Annotated in this window: 15 protein-coding genes; 5 read left to right on the top strand and 10 right to left on the bottom strand. The window is 65.7% G+C overall.

Annotation, left to right across the window (positions count from 1 at the left end; genetic code table 11):
* Positions 1-53: 53 nt before the first annotated feature.
* The 4 genes from JQ616_RS25780 to JQ616_RS25765 form a co-directional block, all read right to left on the bottom strand.
* On the bottom strand, positions 54-2,207 hold the full coding sequence (locus tag JQ616_RS25780; RefSeq protein WP_212019406.1) for an SLC26A/SulP transporter family protein: 2,154 nt from the start codon (positions 2,205-2,207) through the stop codon (positions 54-56).
* A gap of 198 nt (positions 2,208-2,405) precedes the next feature.
* Entirely contained in the window at positions 2,406-3,212 is an 807-nt protein-coding gene (locus tag JQ616_RS25775) for a crotonase/enoyl-CoA hydratase family protein (RefSeq protein WP_212019404.1), read from the bottom strand.
* 271 nt (positions 3,213-3,483) lie between these two features.
* Positions 3,484-4,398, bottom strand: coding sequence for a phosphoribosylaminoimidazolesuccinocarboxamide synthase (locus tag JQ616_RS25770; protein WP_212019402.1), 915 nt, complete (start codon positions 4,396-4,398; stop codon positions 3,484-3,486).
* A gap of 137 nt (positions 4,399-4,535) precedes the next feature.
* Positions 4,536-5,453 carry a pirin family protein gene (locus JQ616_RS25765; protein ID WP_212019400.1) on the bottom strand — a complete coding sequence of 306 codons (918 nt, stop codon included), beginning with the start codon at positions 5,451-5,453 and terminating at the stop codon, positions 4,536-4,538.
* 256 nt (positions 5,454-5,709) lie between these two features.
* Here JQ616_RS25765 and JQ616_RS25760 point away from each other — a divergent pair, with 256 nt between their 5' ends.
* The 4 genes from JQ616_RS25760 (at position 5,710) to JQ616_RS25745 (ending at position 9,608) form a co-directional block, all read left to right on the top strand.
* Positions 5,710-6,285 (top strand): GNAT family N-acetyltransferase, encoded by a 576-nt coding sequence (locus tag JQ616_RS25760; RefSeq protein ID WP_212019398.1) that lies wholly within the window; start codon positions 5,710-5,712, stop codon positions 6,283-6,285.
* A 53-nt stretch (positions 6,286-6,338) separates the two neighbouring features.
* The gene (locus tag JQ616_RS25755; protein WP_212019396.1) at positions 6,339-7,400 is read left to right on the top strand and encodes a helix-turn-helix domain-containing protein; all 1,062 of its coding nucleotides are present in this window, start codon (positions 6,339-6,341) and stop codon (positions 7,398-7,400) included.
* A 364-nt stretch (positions 7,401-7,764) separates the two neighbouring features.
* Positions 7,765-9,192, top strand: a complete 1,428-nt coding sequence (locus JQ616_RS25750) for a serine hydrolase domain-containing protein (RefSeq protein WP_212019393.1) — start codon at positions 7,765-7,767, stop codon at positions 9,190-9,192.
* Positions 9,193-9,317: 125 nt separating this feature from the next.
* Entirely contained in the window at positions 9,318-9,608 is a 291-nt protein-coding gene (locus tag JQ616_RS25745; RefSeq protein WP_050425015.1) for a DUF1330 domain-containing protein, read from the top strand.
* A 197-nt stretch (positions 9,609-9,805) separates the two neighbouring features.
* Here JQ616_RS25745 and JQ616_RS25740 read toward each other — a convergent pair whose 3' ends face one another.
* Entirely contained in the window at positions 9,806-11,176 is a 1,371-nt protein-coding gene (locus tag JQ616_RS25740) for an MmgE/PrpD family protein (protein ID WP_212019391.1), read from the bottom strand.
* A 132-nt stretch (positions 11,177-11,308) separates the two neighbouring features.
* On the opposite strand from JQ616_RS25740, the gene JQ616_RS25735 reads away from it, so the two are divergent.
* Positions 11,309-12,448, top strand: coding sequence for an FUSC family protein (locus JQ616_RS25735; RefSeq protein WP_212019389.1), 1,140 nt, complete (start codon positions 11,309-11,311; stop codon positions 12,446-12,448).
* A 7-nt stretch (positions 12,449-12,455) separates the two neighbouring features.
* On the opposite strand, the gene JQ616_RS25730 is transcribed toward JQ616_RS25735, so the two are convergent.
* The 5 genes from JQ616_RS25730 to gyrB form a co-directional block, all read right to left on the bottom strand.
* Complete coding sequence (locus JQ616_RS25730) at positions 12,456-13,112, bottom strand: 2-hydroxychromene-2-carboxylate isomerase (protein ID WP_212019387.1); 657 nt, start codon at positions 13,110-13,112, stop codon at positions 12,456-12,458.
* Between the two features lie 3 nt (positions 13,113-13,115).
* Positions 13,116-13,589, bottom strand: a complete 474-nt coding sequence (locus tag JQ616_RS25725) for a DUF2867 domain-containing protein (RefSeq protein WP_212019385.1) — start codon at positions 13,587-13,589, stop codon at positions 13,116-13,118.
* The gene (locus JQ616_RS25720; RefSeq protein WP_212019383.1) at positions 13,586-14,983 is read right to left on the bottom strand and encodes an MATE family efflux transporter; all 1,398 of its coding nucleotides are present in this window, start codon (positions 14,981-14,983) and stop codon (positions 13,586-13,588) included. Before JQ616_RS25720 ends, JQ616_RS25725 begins: the two co-directional genes overlap by 4 nt.
* Positions 14,984-15,040: 57 nt before the next feature.
* On the bottom strand, positions 15,041-16,333 hold the full coding sequence (gene murA, locus JQ616_RS25715; protein ID WP_212019381.1) for a UDP-N-acetylglucosamine 1-carboxyvinyltransferase: 1,293 nt from the start codon (positions 16,331-16,333) through the stop codon (positions 15,041-15,043).
* A 222-nt stretch (positions 16,334-16,555) separates the two neighbouring features.
* Entirely contained in the window at positions 16,556-18,991 is a 2,436-nt protein-coding gene (gene gyrB / locus JQ616_RS25710) for a DNA topoisomerase (ATP-hydrolyzing) subunit B (protein ID WP_212019379.1), read from the bottom strand.
* Positions 18,992-19,181: the final 190 nt, after the last annotated feature.

The raw sequence follows: 19,181 nt of genomic DNA, 5'->3' as shown, positions 1-19,181 counted from the left end.
CAGCGCAGCCTCGTGGCCCGGATGAAGCGAGGTGAAATCCCGGTTGCGCAGCTTCAGCGCCGCAGCACTGCAATCGTGCGATTCGCAAAGGTCAGCCGCTCCGCCATCACGGAGACGAAATAGGTCAGCAGCTTGTGGCTGAGCTCGGGGGCCTCGTCGCGGATCGCGGCGAACTGGTGGGTGTTCAGCACATAGAGCGCGCTCGCCATCTCGGCCTGGATGGTCGCGCTGCGCGGTGTGTGTGCGACCAGACCCATCTCGCCGATCGTGGTGTAGCGACCGAGGCTGCGCACCCGCGTGGTACGGCCGTCCTCGGCGGGGATCATGATGCCAAGCCGGCCGTCGAGAATGAAGTGCATGGAATCGGCGGCGTCGCCGGCGTGCACGATGATCTCGCCGGTGTCGACCTCGATGCGCTGGCAGCGCCGGATCAACGTGTCGGCGTCATTCTCGCTGTCGAGCATCTCCGTGAACCAGCCGTGCAGATCTGCTTCTTCCTGCGCCAGCTCCTGATGCTGCGCGATGATCTCGTTCTCGCACCACTCCAGCGCGCGGTCGAGCTCGTCGATCACGGTCACGCCCTCGGTGATGAAATCGCTGGAGCGCAGCACCTGCTCGGCCTTGGCCGACAGATGCACCAGCACCAGCTCGACGCCGACCTCGTGCGCGCTGCGCTTGATCTGCGCAAAGCTGTAGGCCGCCGACGAATCGACGCCGGTGACGAGCTTGAAGTCGAACAGCAGATAGCGGCACTCCGGGTGCTCGCGCAGCAGCGTCTTGACGTGCTGGTAGAGCCGGTTGGCGGATCCGAAGAACAGATAGCTTTGCAGCGTCAGTCCCTGGATCTTGCCGCCATGGGCCATCAACACCTCGCGGTCGTCGCGCGAGCGATCCAGCGAGCTGCGATATTCCGAGCCGTCAAAGCCGTATTTGATCGCCTCGACCCGCGCCGCACTGAGCGCAAAGGTGGCGCAGCCGATGATGACGCCGATCAGGATGCCCGGCACGAAGCCCCAGATCACGATGATGGCGATGATCGCGAGCAGCGACACATACTCGGTTTGCGACAGTCGCTTGCGCGACTCGATCATCCATTTGTGCAGCTGGTCGGCGCCGAGATAGAGCAGCAGCCCGCCGAGCACGAATTTCGGCATGTAGTCGAGCGGCTGCGGCGCCACAGCCAGCATCAGCAGCGAGATCGCCGCGACGGTGAGTCCCGACAGCCGGCCCCGCCCGCCGCTGGAGAAATTCAGAATCGAGCGGCTGACCGAGATGCAGCCGGCATAGCCGGCCAGTGCGCCGGTCAGGATGTTGGCGAAGCCGGTGATGTTGAGTTCGCGTTCGAGATTGGCCTCGCGATGCACCGCGACCTCGATGCCGGTGGTGTTGAACAACGTGCTCGCCGCTGTCACGAACACCACCGCGACCATGTTGCCGAGCAGATCCGGCACCGCCGACCATGGATATTGCGCCAGCTCGGCCGCGTGCCACGGCAGCATGAAGGTCGATGCCGGCGGCGGCGCGAAGGTCCAGCCGGTCAGGTGCGCTTCCTCGGGCGTGATGCCGATGATCCAGAATGCGAGATGCGCCACCATCACGCCGCCGATCAGGATGATCGGCAGGCCGAACGGAGTGCGCGAGCGATGCCAGGTCAGATACAGCACCAGCGCCATCGCGCAGGCGGCGCTGAGCTCGGAGATCGTGACGATATTCGTAAAATGGAAGAGAGTGCTGAGCTGCACCGGGTAACCTGTGATCACCCTGATCGCCCCCAGCACGATCAGCAGGCCGGTTGCTCCGAGGAACCCGCCGACCACGGGGTATGGCACGTAGCGAATGGCGCGGCCGAATCGCGTCAACCCGAGGCAACACAGCACGATGCCGGTGACGATGGTCGATAGCCCGAGCGTGATCAACACCGGTGCGAGCAGCGGCGCCGTCGGATTGGCGGCAACGACGCGCTCGACCAACGAAGCCATCAGGATTCCCGTCACCGCCGCGGTGGAGGTGTCGGGGCCGGCGACCGCGAAAGGCAGAGAACTGCCGAGTGCAATGAAGGTCGCGAGCACCGCCGAAGACATGAATGTCGCGGCGACGCCATATGACAGATAGGGCGACAATGGCCCGGCGAAGATCAAGAGCGCGTAGGACAGGCCGAACGTGATGCCGAGCACGCTGGCCGCACCGCCGCCGAGAACGTCATGCATCGCCCGCCGCGCCCGCGAGCCGAAATAAAGCGACCGACTAATCACGTTTGAAAAATGTCCTAAACTTTCGCCGCCAGTGGTAGACGAGCCCGGCGCAGGACGACAACAGGATTTTTATGACAGCCGGTTCCCAACGCGCGCTTTGTTCGCCTCTCCCACGCGACGGGGAGAGGCGATCGCCCGCGCGAGGCGCGCGCTTCAGCCGTGCCCGCCCTCATTATTGAAGGCGCCGTGACGGCCGATGCCGGAGGCGAAGCGCGCAGCACCCGACAGTGTCTCGCCCGACGCGATCACATCGAGCCCGCCGCGCATCTCGTTCTTGATCGCCTCTTCTTCCTCGAGGTCCCATTGCCGCAGCGCCGACAGGCGGTCGGCGCGCATGCAATTCTGCGGGAATTTGGCGATGTCCTTGGCGAGTGCGACGGCGTGCGCGCGGGCCTCGCCCTTCGGCACCAGCCGGTTGGCGAGCCCCATGCGATGCGCCTCGGGGCCGCCGACCGGCCGACCGGTGAGGATCAGATCGATCGCCTGCGAATGGCCGATCAGCCGCGGCAGGCGGATGGTGCCGAGATCGATCAGCGGCACGCCGAAGCGGCGGCAGAACACCCCGAAAGTCGCGTCTTCGGCGACGACGCGCATGTCGGCCCATAGCGCGAGTTCCATGCCGCCGGCGACCGCATAGCCCTCGATCGCGGCGATCACAGGCTTCGAGAGCCGCAGCCGGCTCGGTCCCATCGGCGCGATGGTGTTGTGGCCGCCGATCTCGCGCCTCTTCTCGGGATCGCCCGCCGCCACCGCTTTCAGATCGGCGCCGGCGCAGAAATAGCCGCCGGTGCCGGTGAACACCGCGACCGATGCGCTCGCGTCGGCATCGAAGGCGAGGAACGCGTCATACAGCTTGCGCGCGGTCGCGCCGTCGACGGCGTTGCGATTGTGCGGACGGTTGATGGAGATGATGGTGATGGGACCGTCGCGCTCGACGAGCACGGAATCGGATTCGGACATGAGGCGCTCCCTGGGTGTTCTTGTTGTTTCCGGAGAGTGACATCAGTGGCGCGGTGCGCGCAATCCCGCAGCCACGCGCGCAATTCCGCAGGGCGGGCGAGGCGAGCGCCGTTTTCTCCCCGTCATCCTGAGGAGCCGCGAAGCGGCGTCTCGAAGGATGCACGGCCACCAGCCGGGCCGTCGACCCTTCGAGACGCGCGGAGCCTGTCATCGGGCCGCGCTGTGCGCGGACCCGTTGGCGCTCCTCAGGGTGACGGTGATAGAACGGCGATCAGATCTTCAGCTCTGTCCCCGTGACGCGACGATACGCCTCGAGGTATCGCTTGCTCGTCGCATCCACCACGCTGGCGGGCAGCGGCGGGGGCGGAGCGTCGCCGTTCCAGCGGCCGGCGTGGCGCTCGACGTCGAGATAATCGCGCAACGGCTGCTTGTCGAAGCTCGGCTGCGGCTGGCCGGGCCTGTAGGCATCGACCGCCCAGAAGCGCGACGAATCCGGCGTCATCACCTCGTCGATCAGAATGATGCGGCCGTCCTTGTCGGTGCCGAACTCGAACTTGGTGTCGGCGATGATGATGCCGCGGGCGCGGCTGGTCCGTTCGCCATAGCCGTAGACATCGCGCGCCATCTTCTCCAGCGTTGCGGCGACGTCGTTGCCCACGATCTTACGCACCCGTGCCACCGTGATGTTCTCGTCATGGCCGGCCTCGGCCTTGGTCGCGGGGCTGAAGATCGCGGGCTCGAGCTTTTGGCTCTCGACCAGGCCCGCAGGCAGCTTCTCGCCGGCGAGTGTGCCCTCGGCGGCATATTCCTTCCAGGCCGAGCCGGAGATGTAGCCGCGAATCACGCATTCGATCGGAAACACCGTGGTGCGCTTGCACAGCATCGCGCGACCGAGGATGTCGGCGCGATGGTTCTTCAGTTCAGGCACCGCGCGGATGATCTCGTCGGCATCGGCGCTGATCATGTGATGCGGCACGGTGCCTTCGAGCTGCCGGAACCACCAGGCGCTGATCTGGGTCAGCACCGCGCCCTTCATCGGAATGGTTTCCGCCATCACCACGTCGAACGCCGAGATGCGGTCGGTGGTGAGCAGCAGCACGCGATCGTCGCCGACGGCGTAGATATCGCGCACCTTGCCGCGGCCGATCCGGGGCAGGGGCAGGTCGCTGGATAGCATCGCGGTCATGGGCGTGGTCTTTCCGGGTGGCTTCAACGAAGAGCGCCCGCACGAGCCGTGCGGGCGCGGGAGACTAGAGCATGATCCGGAAAAGTGTGCAGCGGTTTTCCGCAAAGATCATGCTCAAAAGAGCTACAGGAAATAGCTCACTCCGGCAGCGGAATGAACTCGTGTTCGTGCGGAACCTGCGTGAAACGCCCGGTTTTCCAGTCCTGTTTGGCCTGTTCGATCCGCTCCTTGGAGGAGGAAACGAAATTCCACCAGATGTGGCGCGGCCCCTCCAGGGCGTCGCCGCCCAGGAACATCATGCGGGTCGGCCGCAGCGTCTTCACGGTGATACGGTCGCCGGGTCGGAAGATCAGCAGCCGCGGCCCCTCGTGCCGGTCTCCCGCGATCTCCACCTCGCCGTCGACGAGATAGATCGCGCGCTCCTCATGGTCGGGGTCGAGCGGCAGGCTCGTGCCGGCCTGTGCGGTGACCTCGGTATAGAACCAGGGCGAGACCATGCTGACCGGCGAGGTGATGCCGAACGCGGAGCCTGCGATGACGCGCGCGGTGAAGTCGCGCTCGGAGATCATCGGCAAGTCGCCCGCGCCATAATGCTGGAACGACGGCGCGATCTCTTCCTTGCCCGCCGGCAGCGCGATCCAGCTCTGCAGGCCCAGCATTTTCTGGCCGTCGCGGCGCTGTACGTCGGGAGTGCGCTCGGAATGCGCGATGCCGCGGCCCGCGGTCATCAGGTTCATGGCGCCGGGCTGGATCTCCTGGATGTTGCCCTCGCTGTCGCGGTGCATGATGCTGCCGTCGAACAGATAGGTGACGGTGGCGAGCCCGATATGCGGATGCGGCCGCACGTCCATGCCCTTGCCGGCGAGATACTGCACCGGGCCGAAATGGTCGAAGAAGATGAAGGGCCCGACCATCTGCCGCTTGCCGTGCGGCAGCGCGCGCCGCACGGCAAAACCGTCGCCGAGATCGCGGGTGCGCGGCACGATGATCAGATCCAGCGCGTCGCAGGTCTGGGGATCGCCGAGTTCGGGATCGGTCGAGGGCTGCCAGCTCATGTCGGACTCCTTGCAGTTTTGCCAGATCATACTCTTTTGCCGCGATCATACTCTCCATCCGTCGTCCCGGCCAAGCGAAGCGCGAGCCGGGACCCATAACCACAAATGTCTATGTTGCGACGGTTGGGGCCCCAGCCCTGCATACCAACTGATAGCGGTGGTTATGGGTCCCTGCTTTCGCAGGGACGACGGCGGAATGTGCGGCACTAGCGCGCCGGCGACGCCAGCAGCATAATCTTGGAAACCGGAGCTGCCGATGGTTTCTCTGATCAAGCCGGGCGCAAAGCTGTTGCGGGTCGATGGTCCCGTGATCGAGACGTCGCGGCTCATCCTGCGGCCATGGCGCGCGTCCGATATCGCTGACAACACGAAAATGCTGTCCGATCCCGAAACCGCGCGCTTCATCACACCGGATCATCAACCCGTCACCTCGGAGCTGAAAGGCTGGCGCAACGCGGCCGTCATCTCCGGTCACTGGGCGTTGCATGGCTTCGGCATGTTCGCGGTCGAGGAGAAATCCTCCGGCCGCTACATCGGTCGTGTCGGCCCGTATTATCCGCCGGAATGGCCCGGCTTCGAGGTCGGCTGGGGCATCGCCAGGGAGCATCGCGGCAAGGGCTATGCGGTGGAAGCGGCGCGCGCCGCGATCGACTTTGTGTTCGCCAATTTCACCGTCGACCGCATCATCCATTGCATCGATCCGGCCAACGCCGCCTCGCAGGCCGTGGCGCGGCGGCTCGGTGCCGTGAACGAGGGGCCGGGCAAGCTCGAGGGCGAGGTGGTCGATATCTGGGTCACGACGCGCGAGCGGTGGCGCCGCGATCCGGCTTGAAAAACCCCGCTTGAGCGACGATTGTTCGGCTGACCCGGAGAGCCTTTCGACCGATGACCTTGGCCGCAACCGAACTCTGCCTGCGCGCCGCCGCCGTGACGCTGCTGCTGGTGCTTGCGGCCTCGATGTTCGCGGATTTCCGCAAGGTGCTGGCGGGTCGGCTCGTGATCGCCTTCGCGCTCGGCGCGGCCGCGCATGCGGTGACCGCGTCGATTGGCGCCGGACCGCCGATCTCGGTCTGGCACGCGCCGCTGATCGCGCTCGCGACCGGCGACATGGTGGTGTTCTGGCTGTTCACCCGCGCGCTGTTCGATGAAGCCTTCGCCCTGCGCTGGTGGCATGGGCTGATCTGGATCGCGATGGTCGCGTTCAGCTACGTCAACTGCATGTGGATCGCGCCCGGCGGCCACGCGCAAGCGGCGATTACCACCGTCAATTTGCTGGGGCTCGTCTTCATCGCGCTGGCCGTGGCGCAGACCATCGGATCATGGTCGGCGGATCTGGTCGAGCGCCGCCGCCGTGTCCGTGTCTTCATCGTCGCCGCCTCAGCGCTGTATGGCGGAATGAACGCGCTTCTGCAGATCGCCTATGCCGGCAGCCGCGTGACGGTGGAGTGGGCCAATGTGCTCAACGCCGCCGTGCTCGCCGCCATCGTCGCCGCCATCACCTGGGCGATGATGCGCGTCGACGGTGCCGATCTGTTCGCCGCGCCGGTCGAGCCCGTCATTGCCAATGCGCCGCCGGTCGCGATGGAGGAGGCCGCCGACCAGAAGCTGGTCAATGCCCTGATGCGGCTGATGGCGGACGAGCGCATCTACCGCCAGGACAACGTCACCATCGGCACGCTCGCGACGAGGCTGAAGATTCCCGAGTACCGTTTGCGGCGGCTGATCAACCAGCGGCTCGGCTACCGCAACTTCAATGTCTTCCTCAACAACCACCGGATCGAGGAGGCCAAGGCCGCGCTCGCCGACCCCTCGCAGTCCGAAGTCCCCGTCATCACCATCGCCATGGACGCCGGCTTCCAGTCGCTCGGCCCCTTCAACCGCGCCTTCAAGGCGACGACCGGCGTGACCCCGACGGAGTACCGGAAGCTGAAGGCGACCGCGGCGTAACCCTCGGCGTACGCAAGTGCACCCTCTCCCCTTGTGGGAGAGGGCTTCGCGCAGCGAAGCGGGGTGAGGGGTCCGTTTCCGCGGATAGAGACCCCTCATCCGTCGCGGACTGCGCATAGCCGATGCGAAGCATCGGCGTCCTTAAGAACGGCGGCCCTTGGGCCGCCTAGGCCACACCTTCTCCCACACGGGGAGAAGGGAAGAGGTGCCTCGCTCGTAGAGTTCTGTAATCATTGAATAATTCCAGAATCGGCCAGCCGCCCCCAATCCTCGGCTAGCCCGATTTCGAAATCCGGCGAGCACGCTTCCGTCCCGCACGGCCTCATCCCGGCCACGCACCCATTGCGTCATGCCGGAGGATCCCGTGACCCGTCGAAAACTCATCTTCATTCTCGCCGCCACCACTGCTTTCGGGGCGCTGGTGCTGTCCGCCGCCCGTGCCCGCGACGTCCCGAAGGTCGCGACCGGCTTTGTCGCCAACGTCATCTGCTCGGAGACGTTCGTCAGCGGGCTCGACCCGAAGCGGGACTTCACCGAGACCACCGATGCGATGCCGGGCACCGGCCTGATCACCTGGGCGATGGATACCGAGGTCGACCTCGACCGCAGGGACGTCACCGTGACGCTGCTCGGCCTCGGCCGCAGCCATGCGGTCTATCGCGAGGGGGTCGGCTGCACCCTCGAACATGGCGAGGCGTTGGCGGACATCGCATTGCCGCCTGCACGGCCGCAGGCCGCGCTGCTGCCCGAGATCGCCGGCTCCGCGATTGTCGTGCCGCAGACCCCACAGCTCACGGCCGCGCTGGATCGCGCCTTTGCCGAGCCGGCGGAGCCGCCGTTCCGCCGCACCCGCGCGGTTGTCGTGATGAAGGACGGTCGCATCGTCGCCGAGCGCTATGCCGACGGTATCGGCACCGAGACTCCCTTGCTCGGCTTCTCCGCGACCAAATCGGTGATCTCGGCCCTGATCGGAATCCTGGTGCGCGACGGCAAGCTCGCGGTCGACCAGCCGGTGCCGGTCGTGGCCTGGAAAAATCCCGACGATCCGCGCCACGCCATCACGGTTGACCAGCTGTTGCGTCACACCGCGGGCCTTGCGCTCGGCAGCTCGCTGCAGGCCTCGCTCGCCTCCGCACTCGAACCGGTCAACCGCATGAAGTACATGGAATCCGACATGGCCGCGTACGCCGAGAGCATTCCGCTCGAGACCGCGCCAGGCGCGGCGTGGAACTATCACGACGGCAATTTCATCATCCTCTCGCATTTGATCCGCGATGCGGCCGGTGGCCATGCCGCCGACGTGTTGCGTTTCGCGCACCGCGAATTGTTCGATCCGCTCGGCATGCGCAACGTCGTCATGCAGTTCGATGCGGCGGGTACGCCGGAAGGATCAGGCGAGATACTGGCGAGCGCACGCGATTGGGCGCGATTTGGCCAACTCTATCTCGATGACGGCGTGGCCGGTGGCCGGCGCATCCTGCCCGCGGGCTGGGTGAAATACTCGGCATCGCCGACGCCGAACGCCTGGGTCGGCATCGGCGCGGGTTTCTGGACCAATCTCGGCGACAGTTTTGGTGCCAAGTATCGCGTCGAGCACGGCTGGCCGCGCGACGCCTTCTTCGCCAAGGGCACGATCGGGCAGTATGTGATCATCGTGCCGTCACAGCGGCTGGTGATCGTGCGGCTCGGCCGTTCGCCGAACGCGCCGCCCAAGGCGGACGGTGTGTTTGACCTGGTTAGTGATGTCGTCGCGGCGACGTCCGCCAACGCGAAGCTCGCGGGCGGCAATTGACCGGCTCTCACACACTGCCCGCGTGATCGTGAATTGAATCTCCGCGCGAGGAATTTTCTGATGCGGTGGTGCATCTCGCAGGAGGTGCGCCACTTCTTCGATTATCGCCTCAGCCGGAGACCATCATGCCGAAAGCCTACTGGATCGTGCACGTCACGGTGCACGACGAAGCGCGTTATCCCGAATACCTCGCCGCCGCGATGCCGGTATTCGAGAAATACGGCGCCAATTTCATCGTGCGCAACGGCCCCTATGAGGTGATGGAAGGCGCAACGCGCCAGCGCAACTTCGTCATCGAATTCAAGGATCGCGCCACCGCGATGGAATGCTACACCTGCGCGGACTATCAGGCTGCCAAGGCGATCCGGCAGAAATATTCGGACGGGGATTTCGTGATCATCGATGGGCCGGAGTAGGTGAGGCGCTCGTCTTTTCCCAAACGCGGTGTCGTCCCTGCGAAAGCAGGGACCCATTACCCCAAATCTCTGTTGTCGCGCGACGCTGGGGCCGCAGCTCACTCTCGCAACACGGCCCTGTGGTTATGGGTCCCTGCTTTCGCAGGGACGACAGCGGTAGATGCCGCTTCGACTCTGCTTCAGATGAAGGCGCCCCTCTACTGCCGCCCCAGCTGCGTCGCCTGCTCCACGCGATCGAACCGTTCCAGCGTCAGGATCGCGTCGGCGAGCTGGTCGGCGCGCTTGTCGAGCACCGGGCGGGCCAGCGTCAGGAACTTCTGCTGCATCGCCTTTGCGTCGGGGAACGAGGTCGGCTCGCCGGAGGGATCGGCGTAGAGGCGCTCATGGGTGCCGTCATCCGTCGTGATCGAGACGCGGGCGCCGAACGGATGGGTGCGGCCGACCTCGAGGCGGTCGTCCTGCACCACGTCGAACTTGTCGGCGAGCGCGTCGATCGCCTTGTCGCCCAGCCGGCTGTAGTCATCCCAGCCGAAATGACCCTGGTCGAGCGCGATCGCACCGGTGAAGAACATCGAGAACTGGCCGCCGACCACGGAGGTCGGGTGGCGCTTGGTGGCGGCATCGCCGGTCAGCGTGATGCCGTTGCGGTGCAGGCCGATTTCGACCTTCTTGATCTGGTCCGGCGTCAGATTGTGCTCGCGCCGCATCGCGATCAGCGCGTCGATCGCGGCATGGGTGTAGCGGCAGCTCGGATAGGGCTTTACGCCGATCTTCAGCGTCTCATAGGTGCTGCCGAGGCCGGCGACGGCCTTGTCCGGATGCGCGTCGTCGGTGTAGCCGACCAAGAGGCCATGCTTGCCCTCGACCGAGTCGCTCGAACCGATGAAGTCGTTGCGCGCCAGGGTCGCCGCGATCACGCCGTTCATCGCGGCGGCACCGACCTGGTAGCGCTTGTTCCAGGCGCCGTTGACCAGGAATTGCAGCGAGCCTGCCGCCTGGCTGCCGGAGACCCCGAACGCGGAGATGATCTGCTGCTTCGACAGGCCGAACAGCTTGGCTGCCGCCGCTGCAGCGCCATAGGTGCCGGCGGTCGCGGTCGGGTGGAAGCCGCGGGCGTAATGCGAGGTCGGGTCGAGCGCGTTGCCGAGCCGGCAGCACACTTCATAGCCGGCGACGATCGCGGTCAGTACATCGCGGCCCGAGGCGCCGACCATCTCGCCGACCGCGAACGCGGCGGGCACCACCGGCGCGCTCGGATGCAGCGAGGAATCGGCATGGGTGTCGTCGAAGTCGAGCGAATGGCCGAGCGCGCCGTTGAGCAGCGCCGCGACCGCCGGCGTCCAGGTCTTGGTGTCGCCGAACACGGTGGCCTCGCCCTTGCCGTCCAGCGCCAGCGCCTCCAGCATCTTCATCAGCGAGGGGGTGGATTCCGCATCGCGGCGGGCGCGAATGGTGCTGCCGAGGAAATCCAGCGTCAAAACCTTGGCGCGCTCCAGCACCTCCGGCGGAATGTCGGAAAATTTCAGGTCGGCGACATAGGCGGCGAGCGTTGCGGTTTCGTGGGCCATCGTGTTTCCTCAATTTTGCGGCGCAGGGTAGGCGGGCGGGTCTGGCCTTTCAAGCCACCTTGCCGCCGCGGGCAGCAGCCATGCTTGACGTCCTTTAACATAGGCCTTTCCATTGATTGCGGATCAGGGTGCATGAGGACCTTCGCAAAACGCATGTTCGACAAGCTTTGGACCCGCAAGACCCAGCTGGCGCTGGCGGTCCGGATCGCGTCCGCCGGCGTGGCGGCCTATACCATCGCGCTGGCGCTCAACCTGATGCTGCCGCTGTGGGCGGTGCTGACCTCGCTGATCGTGACGCAGATGAGCGTCGGCCGCTCGCTGAAGGCGACCCGCGACTACATGCTCGGCACCATCGGCGGCGCCGTCTATGGCGGCGCCATCGCGGTCTTGATCCCGCACTCCGGCGAGGGCAGCCTGCTGGCGCTCTTGGTGCTGGCGATCGTACCTCTGGCCTTCATCGCCGCGCTCAACCCCAGCCTGAATTCGGCGACGGTGACGGCGGTGATCGTGCTGCTGTTGCCGACGATGCATCATTCCAACCCGCTGGACTCCGCGATCGACCGCGTCCTCGAGGTCACGGTCGGTGCGCTCACGGGCCTTGCGATCTCGTTCCTGGTGCTGCCGTCGCGCGCGGTCAGCCAGATCCGGGTCAATGGATCGAAGTTGCTGGAATTGCTTGCGGCGGCGTTTGCCGAATTGCTCGCCGGCCTCACGCGCGGCCTCGACAACGACGCGCTGCACCGGATCCAGGATGGCATCGGTACCGCGGTGACCAATCTGCACGCGACCGGCATGGAAGCCGAGCGCGAGCGCTCGATGCATCTGTCGTCGGGGCCGGATACCGGTCCGTTGCTGCGGACCATCCAGCGGCTGCGGCATGACGTCGTGATGATCGGGCGCGCCTCGGTGGTGCCGCTGCCGGCCGAGATCCAGGTCAGGCTGGCGCGGCCGCTGGCCGACGTCAGCAAGGCGATCGTCACATACATGGTGGCGGTCGCGACCGCGTTGCGCGCCGGCAGCGGCCCGGCCGACATGGCGCCGGTCGATGCCGCGCTGCATGCCTACAGCGAGGAGGTCGCTGCGGTCCGCAGGGACGGTCTGATCCGCGGCCTGCCGGTCGATGCCGCCGAACGCTTCTACGCGCTCGGCTTCTCGCTCGACCAGATGCGGCAGAACCTCAACGACCTCAAACGCTGTCACGGCAATTGGTGCACGAATGCCGAGACCGCGGAGAAGATCGTCGCCGATACACCGGAGAAGAGCACGGCGTGACCCCGCATTACGCCGGGCGACGCGTCAGGCCCTTGCTCTCCATGCGCCAGATCAGGAGGTCGATGCGGTCCTGACCGAAGAACGGCTCGTTCTCGAAGACGAAGGTCGGCACGCCCCAATGGCCGGACGCGGCGTGGGCGTCCTCGTTGCCTTTGATGACCGCTTCATAGTGATCGGGATCGGCGGCGACAGCCACGTCCATCGCGGTGAGATCGAAGCCGGCAATTGTTGCGGCTTGCGCCAGATGATCGCCCTCGTTCCAGCCCTTTACCGAGCCGTCCCATAGCACGCGGCTGATCGCAGAGGTGAAGGCAAGCGAGCGGCCGTCGAGCTGGGCTGCGGCGCCAAGCCGCGTCAGGCGGTGGATGTACGGCTGATGCGCGGCGACGTCGAGCGTCGTCATGTCCTGCACGATCGGGTCCGGGCGCGGAAAGCGGAACGGGATGTTCTCGTGCTTGGCGATGCGGCTGGAATCGAGCACGACATAGCGGGCGAAACGCGGATCGGTTTTCTTGAAGAAGCCGGGTACGCGCACAGCAAGCGGATAGACCGGCCGCAAATTCACCGCAACATCGTAGTCGGCGACCATCTTGAGCGTCTTCGGCAGCGCCAGGTAGCTGTAGGGGCTGCGGAACGAGAAGAACAGGTCGACCGACAAGGTCATGCGTCAGCCGCCGACCTTGCGCAGCATCACGGGCACGATCAGGCGGTGGAACGGCATGATCACCGCAAGATAGGCGCGGCCGAACCAGTTGTGGGTGAGCACCAGCGTGGTTGCGGTGATGCTGCGCGCGGGCCCTGCGGGCGCGATGTCGACGACAAGCCGGAAATCGAGATGCTTGTCGTTGAAGCCCGCGACCAGCCGCTCCGGCGTTTCGCTGACCACCGGAAATATCCCGATCATGTCGCGCGCCACGCCCTCGGTCGCACCCGAGGTCTTCAGGCCGAAGGGCGCCACCAGGAGATTGCGTAACGCGACCAGCCATTCGAACCAGCGCGGCTGGCGCGCCACCATCGCTTCGGCGGCATGCCGCGCGTCGAGATCGGCGCGCGTGGTCGCGATCCGGAACGCATCGGCGAACTGCGCGCCGGCGAGCAGCGCTGCGGAATCCACGTTCGGCGTGACCTCGTCGACCCTCATCCCACCAGTCTGCGTGCCAGCAGGCGAAAACGCAAGATCAGGAGCGTCGCATAGACCGCAGTCCCGAGCGACAGCCCGATCCAGACCCCGGGCGCCTTGAGCCCGGCCCAGAAGGCCAGCGCGGCGGCCGACGTGAAGCCGATCAACCAATAGCTGATGACGGCGAACAGCAGCGGCACCTTTGTGTCGTTCATGCCGCGTAGTGCGCCGGCGCTGGTGGTCTGGATGCCGTCGGCGATGAAGAACGTCGCGCCGATCAAGAGCAGCATCGCGGTGAGCTGCGCGGTGGCGTCGGAGGCCTCGCCGAGGAACAGCGCCGCGATCTCGAAGCGCGCCAGGATCACCGCGAGCGTCATGACGCTCATGAAGATGCCGGACAGCGCGACCGCGACGAAGCCGGCGCGTTGCACCGCCTCAGCGTCGCGGCGGCCGACCGCCTGGCCGACCCGCACGGTGGCTGCCATGCTGACGCCGAACGGCACCATGAACAGGATCGCGGCGATCTGCAGCGCGATCTGGTGTGCCGCCAGCGCGGTGGTGCTGATCAGCCCCATCAACAGGCCGGCCGCGCCGAACAGGCCGTATTCCAGCAAAAAGGCGATCGAGATCGGCGCGCCGACCGCGACCAGCTTGCCCATCAGCGGCCAGTCGATGCGCCAGACGCGGCTGAACACGTGATATTTGCGGAACGGGCGGCGGCGCGCCGCGAACCAGACGCCGGCGAGGAAGGTGCCGAGATTGACGATCGTGGTCGCAAGCCCGGCGCCGAACATGCCGAGCTCGGGCATGCTCCATTTGCCGTAGAGCAACAGGTACACCATCAGCGCATTGGCCGGGATCGCGGCGAGCGTGATCCACAGCACCGGCTCCGGCCGGTTCACCGCGCTCATGAAGCCGCGGAGCGCAATGAACCACAGCGCCGGCAGGATGCCCCAGCCGAGCCCGAACAGATATTGCTGCGCGAGATGCGCGGTGGCCTTTGTCTGGCCGAGCGCAAGCAGGATGCGCTCGCCCTGGAACGGCAGCGCCATCAGCGGCAGCACCATGAAGAACCCGGCCCAGAGGCCGACGCGCAGCGCACGCCGCATCACCCGCGGGTCGCGTGCGCCGAACGCCTGCGCGGCCAATGGCGAGACCGCCGACATCATGCCCATGCCGATCGTGAAGCTGACGAAATACACGGTATGCGCCAGCGCCGCCGCGGCGATGCTTTCGCTGCCGAGCCGGCCGATGAATGCGAGATCGGTCGTCATCATCGCGATCTGCCCGAGCTGCGTCAGCGCCAGCGGCACCGCGAGCTTCAGCGTCTCCGCGAGCTCGGCCGTGAGCAGCTTGCGAGAGGGGACGACGGCCGCGCGCGACGCGGCCGGGTCGATCTTGTCGATGCAGGTCATGATGGCACGTCTAGCACGGCGAACCGGCCCGAAGGATGGCCAAGCTGCCGCAGGGAGTTATGATCGCGCGGGGATCCGCTTGATCTTGGCGCCGAGCGCGTTGAGGCGCTCATCGATCCGCTCATAGCCGCGCTCGATCTGGTCGGCGTTGTTGATGGTGGAGGTGCCGTTGGCGCACACCGCGGCCAGCAGCATCGCCATACCGGCACGGATGTCGGGCGAGTTCATCGGCGCGCCGCGCAGGCGGCTCGGACCGGCGACGATCGCACGGTGCGGGTCGCACAGCACGATGCGGCCGCCCATCGCGATCAGATTGTCGACGAAGAACATCCGCGACTCGAACATCTTCTCGTGCATCAGGATGACGCCGTCGCACTGTGTGGCGGTGACGATGGCGATCGACATCAGGTCGGCCGGGAAGGCCGGCCAGGGTTGGTCCTCGAGCTTCGGCACATGACCGCCGAAATCGTCGTGGATCTTCAAGGTCTGGTTCGACGGCACGACGAGGTCGTCGCCCTCGACGCCACAGACGATGCCGAGCCGCTCGAAGCCCATCCGGATCGAGCGCAGATGCTCGACGCCGGCGCGCGCGATGCGCAGCGGCGAGCGGGTCACCGCGGCAAGCCCGATCAGCGATCCGACCTCGATATGGTCGGGCTGGATCGCGAAACTCGTGCTGCCGAGCGTCGCCGGCCCATGCACGATGATGGTGTTGGTGCCGACACCTTCGATCTTGGCGCCGAGCGCGATCAGGAAATTGGCGAGGTCCTGCACATGCGGCTCGGAGGCGGCGTTGCGCAGATAGGTGGTGCCGCGGGCAGCGACGGCGGCGACCAGCGCGTTCTCCGTCGCGGTGACGCTGGGCTCGTCGAGGAACACGTCGGCGCCCTTCAGCTTCGAGGCGCGGAATTCGAGCCGGTGCGTCGCGGTGACCGTCGCGCCTAGCTGCTCGAAGGCCAGAAAGTGCGTGTCGAGCCGGCGGCGGCCGATCACGTCGCCGCCTGGCGGCGGCAGCGCGACCTCGCCGCAACGCGCGAGCAGCGGACCTGCGAGCAGGATCGAGGCGCGGATGCGCGCGCACAGCGCCGGATCAAGATCGGCGGCGCGGATCTCCTTGGCGTGGATCAGCAGCGTGTTGCGCTCGGTCCATTCGGCACTGGCGCCGACCGAACGGCACAGCTCGACCAGCGTCTCGGTGTCGCGAATGCGCGGCACGTTGGTCAGCGTGACCGGATGCTCGGTGAGCAGGGCGGCCGCGATGATCGGCAGCGCGGAGTTCTTGTTGCCCGACGGCTCGATGGTGCCCGAAAGGCGGCGGCCGCCTTCGACGATGTATTGGATCGGCGGCACGCGGAATGTCCCCTAACGCATCATGCAGACTTGGATTCAAACTGAGCCATTCGAAATTCCATAGCGGAATCAATGGCTGTCCGGCACCGTAACACAAATCCCGGCGCAGCTTCCACCCGAAAGGTAGCCGCGCGCCGGTGTCGATCACGCTGTCACGGAGACGTCACTCTCGCCGCGCCATTGCGCCGGAAAGCGCATGTCGGCCTTTGAGGGCGCAGGCCGTTAGATGTCGATGGTGGCGCTGAGCGAGTTTTCCTGGATGAAGTCGCGGCGCGGTTCGACCACGTCGCCCATCAGTTTGGTGAAGATATCGTCGGCCTCGTCGACTTCCTTGACCTTCACCTGGAGCAGCGAGCGCGCGTCCTTGTCCAGCGTGGTCTCCCACAGCTGCTCCGGATTCATCTCGCCGAGACCTTTGTAGCGCTGCAGCGAGATGCCCTTGCGGGCGGCGTCGGTCACGGCCTCGAACAGGTCGATCGGACCATGGATGGTCTGCTCGGCATCCTTGCGCCGCAGCTTGCCTGCCCGCACGTAGATCTCTTGCAGCCTGGTGGCGTATTCATCGAGCTTGCGTGCATCGGCCGAGCCGAGGAACGCGTCGTCGATCACCGCCACTTCCTTGACGCCGCGCACGGTGCGCTCGAACTGGAAGCCGTGGCCTTCAGTGAAGGTGCCGACCCAGCCGCGCTCGACCTCTTCGGCCACGGCGTCGAGCCGTTTGGCGATGTATTCCGCCGCCGAGTTGGCGGTGGCGATCTCGGCGGTGATCCTCGGGCTCAGCACGCCCGCGATCGCGGCCTGCTCGATCACAGCGCGATTATAGCGGCTGTGCAGGTTGCGCAGCACCGAGCGGATGACCCTTGCGTCTTCGATCAGCGACAGCAGATCACGGCCCGAGCGGTCGTCGCCGGAAGCCGGCTTGAATACGCATTCGTCGAGCCCGGTCGAGATCAGATAATCCTCCAGCGCGCGCTCGTCCTTCAGATACTGTTCGGACTTGCCGCGCGAGACCTTATAGAGCGGTGGCTGGGCGATATAGAGAAAGCCGCCATCGATGATCGAGCGCATCTGGCGATAGAAGAAAGTCAGCAGCAGCGTGCGGATATGGGCGCCGTCGACGTCGGCGTCGGTCATCACGATTATCTTGTGATAACGCAGCTTGTCGACCGAGAAATCGTCGCTGATGCCGGTGCCAAGCGCGGTGATCAGCGTGCCGATCTGCTCGGATGACAGCATCTTGTCGGGGCGGACGCGTTCGACATTGAGGATCTTGCCGCGCAGCGGCAGCACCGCCTGGAATTCCCGGTTACGGCCCTGCTTGGCGCTGCCGCCTGCCGAGTCACCCTCGACGATGAACAGTTCGGATTTCGCCGGATCCTTCTCCTGGCAGTCGGCAAGCTTGCCGGGGAGCGAGGAGACGCTGAGCGGGTTCTTGCGTGTCAGCTCGCGGGCCTTGCGCGCGGCCTCGCGGGCGGCGGCGGCCTGGATCACCTTGCCGACGATTTCCTTGGCTTCCTTCGGATTCTCCTCGAACCAGGCGGCGAGCGCCTCGTTGAGGACGTTCTCGACCACAGGTCGAACCTCCGAGGACACCAGCTTGTCCTTGGTCTGCGACGAGAATTTCGGATCGGGCACCTTGACCGACAGCACCGCGGTAAGGCCTTCGCGGCAATCGTCGCCGGTCAGCGCGATCTTTTCCTTCTTCGCGTTGGCTTCGGCATAGCCGTTGACCTGGCGCGTCAGCGCGCCGCGGAAGCCGGCCAGATGGGTGCCGCCATCGCGCTGTGGGATGTTGTTGGTGAAGCACAGCACGTTCTCGTGGTAGCTGTCGTTCCACCACAGCGCGGCTTCGACGCCGATGCCGTTGGATTCCGAGCGCACCATGATCGGCGCCGGCACGATCGCCTTCTTGTTGCGGTCGAGATATTTGACGAATTCCTCGACGCCGCCGGAATAGTGCATCTCCTCGCGCTTCTCGACCGCGTGGCGCATGTCTGAGAGCACGATGTGGACGCCGGAATTGAGGAAGGCGAGCTCGCGCAGCCGGTGCTCCAGCGTCGCGAAATCATATTCGACGTTCTTGAAGGTCTCGGTGGAGGCCAGGAAGGTGACCTCGGTGCCGCGCTTGCCCGGCGCATCGCCGACCACCTTGAGCGGCGCCACGGCGTCGCCGTGCGCGAATTCGATGTAGTGCTCCTTGTCGTCGCGCCAGATCCGCAAGCCCAGCTTGCTGGACAGCGCGTTGACGACGGAGACGCCGACGCCGTGCAGACCGCCGGAGACCTTGTAGGAGTTCTGGTCGAACTTTCCGCCGGCGTGCAGCTGGGTCATGATGACCTCGGCCGCCGAGACGCCTTCGCCCTTGTGAATGTCGACCGGAATGCCGCGGCCGTCATCGTACACGGTGACGGAATTGTCGGCGTTGAGGGTGACCAGGACGCGGCTCGCATGCCCCGCCAAGGCCTCGTCGATCGCGTTGTCGACGACTTCGTAGACCATGTGGTGCAGGCCGGAGCCGTCATCGGTGTCGCCGATATACATGCCGGGCCGCTTGCGGACGGCGTCGAGGCCCTTCAGCACCCGGATCGATTCCGCGCCATATTCCGCCGGAATGGGGTGCTCAGATTCGGCAGGGGTCTGCCGGGCAGGTTCAGTCATGTGAGGCCTTCGAGGATGTCCCGAATCAGCTGCGCAATATGAGGCGCTGATTCCGCTATTTGTGCCATGAAAGAGGGGTTGCGCCTAGCGCAAAGTCTCTCTCTACAAACTATTGAATAGATAGGATTTTTTAGGCCTTTTTCAAGGTCTCGGAAGGCCGATTCCGAACACTCTGAAAAGCCCGATTCGG

The sequence above is a fragment of the Bradyrhizobium tropiciagri genome (genome assembly GCF_018130545.1).
GTDB lineage: Bacteria > Pseudomonadota > Alphaproteobacteria > Rhizobiales > Xanthobacteraceae > Bradyrhizobium > Bradyrhizobium tropiciagri_A.
Note: the sequence above shows the minus strand (reverse complement) of the source record. Positions and strands in the feature narration are given on the sequence as shown.

Excerpts from the sequence above, each read along its gene's own strand:
- JQ616_RS25780 (WP_212019406.1), bottom strand. The coding sequence starts at position 2,207 with ATGCATGACGTTCTCGGCGGCGGTGCGGCCAGCGTGCTCGGCATCACG.
- JQ616_RS25775 (WP_212019404.1), bottom strand. The coding sequence starts at position 3,212 with ATGTCCGAATCCGATTCCGTGCTCGTCGAGCGCGACGGTCCCATCACC.
- JQ616_RS25770 (WP_212019402.1), bottom strand. The coding sequence starts at position 4,398 with ATGACCGCGATGCTATCCAGCGACCTGCCCCTGCCCCGGATCGGCCGC.
- JQ616_RS25765 (WP_212019400.1), bottom strand. The coding sequence starts at position 5,453 with ATGAGCTGGCAGCCCTCGACCGATCCCGAACTCGGCGATCCCCAGACC.
- JQ616_RS25760 (WP_212019398.1), top strand. The coding sequence starts at position 5,710 with ATGGTTTCTCTGATCAAGCCGGGCGCAAAGCTGTTGCGGGTCGATGGT.
- JQ616_RS25755 (WP_212019396.1), top strand. The coding sequence starts at position 6,339 with ATGACCTTGGCCGCAACCGAACTCTGCCTGCGCGCCGCCGCCGTGACG.
- JQ616_RS25745 (WP_050425015.1), top strand. The coding sequence starts at position 9,318 with ATGCCGAAAGCCTACTGGATCGTGCACGTCACGGTGCACGACGAAGCG.
- JQ616_RS25740 (WP_212019391.1), bottom strand. The coding sequence starts at position 11,176 with ATGGCCCACGAAACCGCAACGCTCGCCGCCTATGTCGCCGACCTGAAA.
- JQ616_RS25735 (WP_212019389.1), top strand. The coding sequence starts at position 11,309 with ATGAGGACCTTCGCAAAACGCATGTTCGACAAGCTTTGGACCCGCAAG.
- JQ616_RS25730 (WP_212019387.1), bottom strand. The coding sequence starts at position 13,112 with ATGACCTTGTCGGTCGACCTGTTCTTCTCGTTCCGCAGCCCCTACAGC.
- JQ616_RS25725 (WP_212019385.1), bottom strand. The coding sequence starts at position 13,589 with ATGAGGGTCGACGAGGTCACGCCGAACGTGGATTCCGCAGCGCTGCTC.
- JQ616_RS25720 (WP_212019383.1), bottom strand. The coding sequence starts at position 14,983 with ATGACCTGCATCGACAAGATCGACCCGGCCGCGTCGCGCGCGGCCGTC.
- gyrB (WP_212019379.1), bottom strand. The coding sequence starts at position 18,991 with ATGACTGAACCTGCCCGGCAGACCCCTGCCGAATCTGAGCACCCCATT.